7 protein-coding genes and 1 pseudogene are annotated in these 5655 nt (G+C 73.4%); 1 reads left to right on the top strand and 7 read right to left on the bottom strand.

The window, feature by feature from the left end; all coding sequences use genetic code 11:
* The coding region (locus tag AB0C69_RS37130) for a maltotransferase domain-containing protein (protein ID WP_360360334.1) at positions 1–161 on the bottom strand (161 nt) is incomplete at its 3' end.
* Between the two features lie 230 nt (positions 162–391).
* Here AB0C69_RS37130 and AB0C69_RS37125 point away from each other — a divergent pair.
* Positions 392–1192 carry an SAM-dependent methyltransferase gene (locus AB0C69_RS37125; RefSeq protein ID WP_345186871.1) on the top strand — a complete coding sequence of 267 codons (801 nt, stop codon included), beginning with the start codon at positions 392–394 and terminating at the stop codon, positions 1190–1192.
* Between the two features lie 54 nt (positions 1193–1246).
* On the opposite strand, the gene AB0C69_RS37120 is transcribed toward AB0C69_RS37125, so the two are convergent.
* The 6 genes and pseudogenes from AB0C69_RS37120 to AB0C69_RS37095 form a co-directional block, all read right to left on the bottom strand.
* Complete coding sequence (locus AB0C69_RS37120) at positions 1247–1990, bottom strand: copper homeostasis protein CutC (RefSeq protein ID WP_345186868.1); 744 nt, start codon at positions 1988–1990, stop codon at positions 1247–1249.
* A complete protein-coding gene (locus AB0C69_RS37115) occupies positions 1987–2928 on the bottom strand; it encodes an asparaginase (RefSeq protein WP_360360330.1) in 942 nt (313 codons plus the stop codon). Before AB0C69_RS37115 ends, AB0C69_RS37120 begins: the two co-directional genes overlap by 4 nt.
* An 8-nt stretch (positions 2929–2936) precedes the next feature.
* Positions 2937–3779, bottom strand: coding sequence for an amino acid ABC transporter permease (locus AB0C69_RS37110; RefSeq protein ID WP_345186861.1), 843 nt, complete (start codon positions 3777–3779; stop codon positions 2937–2939).
* Positions 3776–4420 carry an amino acid ABC transporter permease gene (locus AB0C69_RS37105; RefSeq protein WP_345186857.1) on the bottom strand — a complete coding sequence of 215 codons (645 nt, stop codon included), beginning with the start codon at positions 4418–4420 and terminating at the stop codon, positions 3776–3778. Before AB0C69_RS37105 ends, AB0C69_RS37110 begins: the two co-directional genes overlap by 4 nt.
* Positions 4421–4439: 19 nt before the next feature.
* The gene (locus AB0C69_RS37100) at positions 4440–5375 is read right to left on the bottom strand and encodes a glutamate ABC transporter substrate-binding protein (protein WP_360360326.1); all 936 of its coding nucleotides are present in this window, start codon (positions 5373–5375) and stop codon (positions 4440–4442) included.
* Between the two features lie 52 nt (positions 5376–5427).
* A pseudogene (locus AB0C69_RS37095) lies at positions 5428–5655 on the bottom strand (amino acid ABC transporter ATP-binding protein); the annotation flags it as partial.

Here is a 5655-nt window from a genome sequence, read left to right as displayed (position 1 = left end):
ACCGCCGCGCCCAGCCGCTCGTGCCCCTCCCGGAACACCGTCGCCGACACCTCGACGGTCTCGCCCACCACCGCCTTCGCCGGCCACCGGCCGCACCCCACCACCGGCGCCACGTCGTCGATCGGGATGCGGCCGAGCTCCGCCTCCAGCTTCACCTGCATGTGCCCCGCTCCCGCTCGTCACGCCGTCCCGGCCCGGTCCGTGGTGCCGTCCGGTACCGGTCGCAGACATCCATGCCCCGTCCGCAACTCCCCGGCATCCCTGGAGCCACAAGATCAAGTAAAGAACCGCCCGACCGCGGTGCGCCCGTGCGGTGCGGGGCGGACCGGTGGCCGGGCGGCTCGTCGCGGCGCTAGGTTGGGCGGAAACCGAAGATCGTGGAGGTGCCGCCGTGGCCGAGGGACCGGAGATCGACACGAACGTGCCGCATTCGGCGCGGGTCTGGAACCATCTGCTCGGCGGGAAGGACAACTACGAGGTCGACCAGCGGGCCGCCGAGCGGTTCCGGGCCGTGTTCCCGCAGATCGTCGACATCGCCCTCGCCGACCGCGCGTTCCTCGGCAGGTCCGTCCGCCACCTCGCGGGCGAGGCTGGCGTCCGCCAGTTCCTCGACATCGGCACCGGCCTGCCGACCATGGACAACACCCACGAGGTCGCGCAGCGCGCGGCGCCGGACGCGCGCATCGTCTACGTGGACAACGATCCCCTGGTGCTGACCCACGCGCGGGCTCTGCTCAGCAGCAGCCCCGAGGGCGCCTGCCACTACATCCACGCCGACCTGCGCGAACCGGATGACATCCTGGCGAAGGCCGCCGCGACGCTCGACTTCGGAAGGCCGGTGGCGATCATGCTGCTGGGCATCATGCACTTCGTCCACGACGACGGCGAGGCCCGCCACGTCCTCGACGTGCTGCTGGACGCCGTGCCGTCCGGAAGCCACCTGGTGATGACGCACGCCACCCTCGACTTCGACGCGGGGGAGACCGCCCAGGCCGAGGCGCAGCAGGACTGGAACGAGAGGTCGGCCAATCCGATGGTGCCGCGCACGCGCGCGGCCGTCACCCGCTTCTTCGACGGCCTCGAACTCCTGGACCCCGGAGTCGTCTCCATGTCCAGGTGGCGTCCCGAGCACACTCCCTGGGGCGAGCCCGCCGAAGTGGCCGGTTACGCCGCCGTCGCCCGCAAGCCCTGACCCTTCCCGCGCGGGGGAGGCGGACGGCGCCCGCGGGCGTCGGCGGCCGGCGCGCTAGCCGGCGGCGCGGATGACCGAGGCGATGCCGCCGGACGTCGTGACGAGGCGCTGGTACTCCGGCCTGCGCAGCTCCCCGCCCATGAACGGGTACGGGTTGCGGTGCACGGCCGGGCTCGGCTCCTCGCTGAGCGCGGCGAAGTGGATCTCGCGGGCGCCGGTCTCCGCCACGACCCGCGCGACGTTCCGGTCGGTGACGCCGCCGCCGGGCATCACGATGACGCGGTCCCCGGCGTGCCGCACCAGCTCGGCGATCAGCGGCGCGCCCTCCAGCGCGGTCGCGTCCTGCCCGGACGTCAGGACGCGGGCCACGCCGAGCCCGGCGAGGACGTCCAGCGTGCCGAACGGATCGGCGGCCATGTCGAAGGCGCGGTGGAAGGTGACGGGCAGCCCGCCCGCCGCCGCCATGAGCCGCTCGACGACCGGGCGGTCGACCGTCCCCTCCGGGGTGAGCGCGCCGATCACCACGCCGTGCGCGCCGGCCTCCCGGACCAGCGCGACGTCGTGCTCCATCGCCGCGACCTCGTGCTCGTCGAAGATGAAGTCGCCGCCGCGCGGGCGGATGATGACGTGCACCCTGATCGACGACACGGCGGCGAGCGCGGCGCGGACGGTGCCCAGGGTCGGGGTGAGCCCCCCGTCGAACAGCGCCGCGCACAGCTCGACGCGGTGGGCGCCCGCCTTCTCGGCGGCGACGGCCCCCGCGACGCTGTCGATGCAGATCTCGTAGGTGAGGCTCACGGACGTCCTTCCGGAATGGTGCGGATCTCGCCCACCGGGCGCCCGCCGCCGAGGACGGGGACGGCGCCCAGCGGGTCGGCCTGGGTGGTGTCGGCGCCGAGCGCGGCGAGCGCGCGCAGCGCGATGGCGGTGGTGGCGCGGGGGCTGCCGTCGATGACCTTCACCGCGACGGCGCGGCCCTCGGCGGTGGCGGCGACGAGCACGCCCTCCGCGCCGCCCTTGGCGACCGAGCCGGGCAGCGCCCGCATGAGCTCGGTGTTGACGTGCCCGGTCCCGCCCACGTACTCGGGGTGGGCGCGCATGGCGTCCGCGACCGGGCGGGCGTCCTCGGCCAGGACGAGGGACCGCGCGGCGCGGGCGAGGCCGGTCAGGGTGAGGCCGAACAGCGGCGCGCCGCACCCGTCGATCGCGACGGGGGAGGGGTCCTCCCCGGCGCAGTCGGCCATCACCTGCCGCACCAGCTGCTGCAGGGGGTGCGACGGGTCGAGGTAGGTGTCGAGCGGCCAGCCGTTGGCGGCGCACGCGGCGAGCATGGCGGCGTGCTTGCCGGAGCAGTTCATCCGCACCCGCGACTCGCCCTCGCCCGCCCTGACCAGCGCGTTCCTGGTCGCCTCGTCCTCGGGCCAGGACGGCGGGCACCGCAGTGCCTCCACGCCGAGGCCCGCGTCCGCGAGGATCCCCTCGACGGCCTTGACGTGGAAGTCCTCGCCGGTGTGGCTGCCCGCCGCGATCGCGAGGCGCTCCCCGCGCAGCGGCGCGCCCGCCTTCAGGCAGGCGAGCGCCTGGAACGGCTTGGTCGTGGAGCGCGGCAGGACCGTCTCCTCGACGGCGCCCCGCGCGTGGGCGAGGGAGCCGTCCGGGGCGAGCCCGGCGACGCTGCCGTAGTGGCGGCTCTCGGCGAAGCCGTTGCGCACGACCTCGGCCAGTGCTTCGTACATGTCGATCCTCACGGTCGCGCCGCCGGGGCGGCCTCGCGGACGGCGCGGGACGGACGGGTCCGCTGCCGCGCCTCCAGCGTCCGCGCGAGCTTGGCCAGCGACGCGTTGATCACCAGGTAGACCAGCGCGATCACCAGGTAGGTCTGGATGAGCAGGTGGTTGTAGTTCGCCAGCACCTTCCCGCTGTAGAGCAGTTCGGCGTAGCTGACGACGTAGCCGAGCGAGGTGTCCTTCAGCAGCCCGGCGGACTGGCTGACCAGCGACGGCAGGACGCGCCGGGCCGCCTGCGGCAGCACGACCAGCCGCATCGCGCGCCCCCGGGTCAGGCCGAGCGCGAGCCCCGCCTCCAGCTGCCCGCGCTCCACCGACCGGATCCCGGCCCGGAAGATCTCGGCGAACGCGGCGGCGTTGGACACCGACAGCGGGACGACGAGCTTCCAGAACAGCGGGAGGTCGAGGCCGTACTTCGGCAGCGCGAACAGCACGACGTAGACCAGCAGCAGCGCCGGGACCGTCCGGACGATCTCGACGTAGGCCGCGGACGGGACGCGCAGCCACCGCGCCGGCGACAGCCGCCCGAGCGCGAGCGCGACCCCGGCCGCCATGGCGAGGGCGATCGAGACGACCGCGGCGTAGAGCGTGGAGCGCAGTCCCTCCAGCAGGTACCGCCACATCGGCCACGTCCCGTACGGGCGCCACCGGTCGGCGGCGAGCTGGCCGTTCTCGCCGAACTGGCGCAGCGCGAGCGCGACCAGGACGGCGCCGCCGAGCAGGGTCAGCGCGGTGGCGATCCGGATGCGGCGCCGGGCGCGCGGGCCCGGCTCGTCGAACAACAGGCGCGGGGAGCTCATCGCAGGATCGCCAGCTTCCGTTCCAGGCCGCCGGTCACCAGCCCGAAGACCGCCGACAGCGCCATGTAGGCCAGGCCCGCCGTCACGAAGATCCAGATCGGCTGAGCCTCGGCGAGGTTGACCCGGTTCGCGGCGGCGGTCAGCTCGACCACGCCGACCGCGGCGGCCAGCGCCGTGTTCATCAGCGTCATGATCGCGATGTTGCCGAGCGGCTGGACGACCGTCCGCAGCGCCTGCGGCAGGACGACCAGCCGCAGCGACTGGACGAACGTCAGCCCGAGCGCGCGGGCGGCCTCGCCCTGCCCGGCCGGCACCGCGTTGATCCCGGAGCGGATCGCCTCGGCCGTGTACGCCCCCTGGTAGAGGGCGATCACGACGACCGAGGTGGTGAACAGCCCGGCGATCACCCCGATCTCGGGCAGCCCGAACACGGCGATGACGAGCCACACCAGCAGCGGGATGTTCTGCAGCACCTCGACGTAGGCCATCCCGGCGGCGCGCAGCACGCGCACCGGGCTGACCCGCATCGCGGCGACCGCGGTCCCGGTCACGAGGGCTCCGGCGAGGGCCAGCAGCGTCAGCTCGACGGTGAGCAGCAGGCCGTCGCCGAACTCCCCGAGGTGGTCGGTGATGACGTTCATGACAGGGCGGGGCCTCCGCTCACTCCGAGCCCGGGGCCGAGCCGATCGCGGGCGGCTGCGGCGCCTCGCCCTGCACGACCGTCCCGATCGAGTTCTTCCAGACCTTCGCCCACAGGCCCGACTGCTGGATCTGCTTGAGCCAGTCGTTGACGAACTGCTTCATCTGCGCGTCGCCGTGCTTGAGGCCGATGCCGTACGGGTCGCTGGTGAACGGCTTGCCCTGGATCTGGATCGACGGGTCCTGCTTGGCGGTCGCGAGCAGCACGGCCTCGTCCTGGACGTAGGCGTCGCCGCGGCCCTGCTTGAGGGCCTGGACGCACTCGGGGTCGCTGCCGAACGTGACGATCTTCGCGCCGGGGGCGGCCTTCTTGATGGCCGGGATCGCCGGGGTGTTGGCGCCCGCGATGACGGTCTTGCCCTTGAGGTCGGCCGGGGTCTTGATGCCCGTCTCGTCCTTCTTGGTGGCGATGACCAGGCCGGAGCTGTAGTACGGCCCGGCGAACGCGACCTGCTTGGCGCGCTCCGGAGTGATGCTGTAGGTCTGGAACACCACGTCCACGGTGCCGTTGGACAGCAGCGCCTCACGGGTCTCCGACGCCGAGTTGACGATCTTCACGTTGGGCTTGCCGATGATGTACTTGGCGAGCAGCCGGCCGAAGTCGGCGTCCAGCCCCTCGACCTTCTTGGTCGCCGGGTTCTGCTGGGAGAGCAGGGGCGCGTCCAGCGAGCCGCCCACCACCAGCTCGCCGCGCTGCTTGATCTTCTCCATGGTGGAGCCGGCGGGCAGGTTCGCCGCGACCGGGGCCGAGGCCGCCAGGTCGTCGCCCTTGCCGCCGCCGGAGCCGGGCACCGCGGAGTCGGAGTCGCCGCCGGAGCAGGCCGCCAGGCCCGTCAGCGACAGCGCGGCCACCGCGGCCACCGCCGCCCGCCGCATCCCCGCAGGGGTACGCACCATGATCATCAACCTTTCTCGGGTGGCGCGCCATGGGCGGCGCGCCGGGGTCGCACTAGTGGCTGAGGACCTTGGCCAGGAAGTCCCGGGCCCGGTCGCTGGCGGGGGAGTCGAAGAAGGCGGCCGGCGTCGCGGTCTCCACGACCTCGCCGTCCGCCATGAACACGACGCGGTCGGCGACCCGGCGGGCGAAGCCCATCTCGTGGTTGCCGAGATAACCATCGGCGACCTCAGCCGTCGTCTCACGCAGCCGCCGGGTGACGATGAGATCGCTCGCCTCGCT

This window comes from Actinomadura sp. NPDC048032 (genome assembly GCF_040653175.1).
GTDB lineage: Bacteria > Actinomycetota > Actinomycetes > Streptosporangiales > Streptosporangiaceae > Spirillospora > Spirillospora verrucosospora.
The sequence above is the reverse complement of the archived record's forward strand: the minus strand, read 5'-3'. Positions and strand labels throughout refer to the sequence as shown.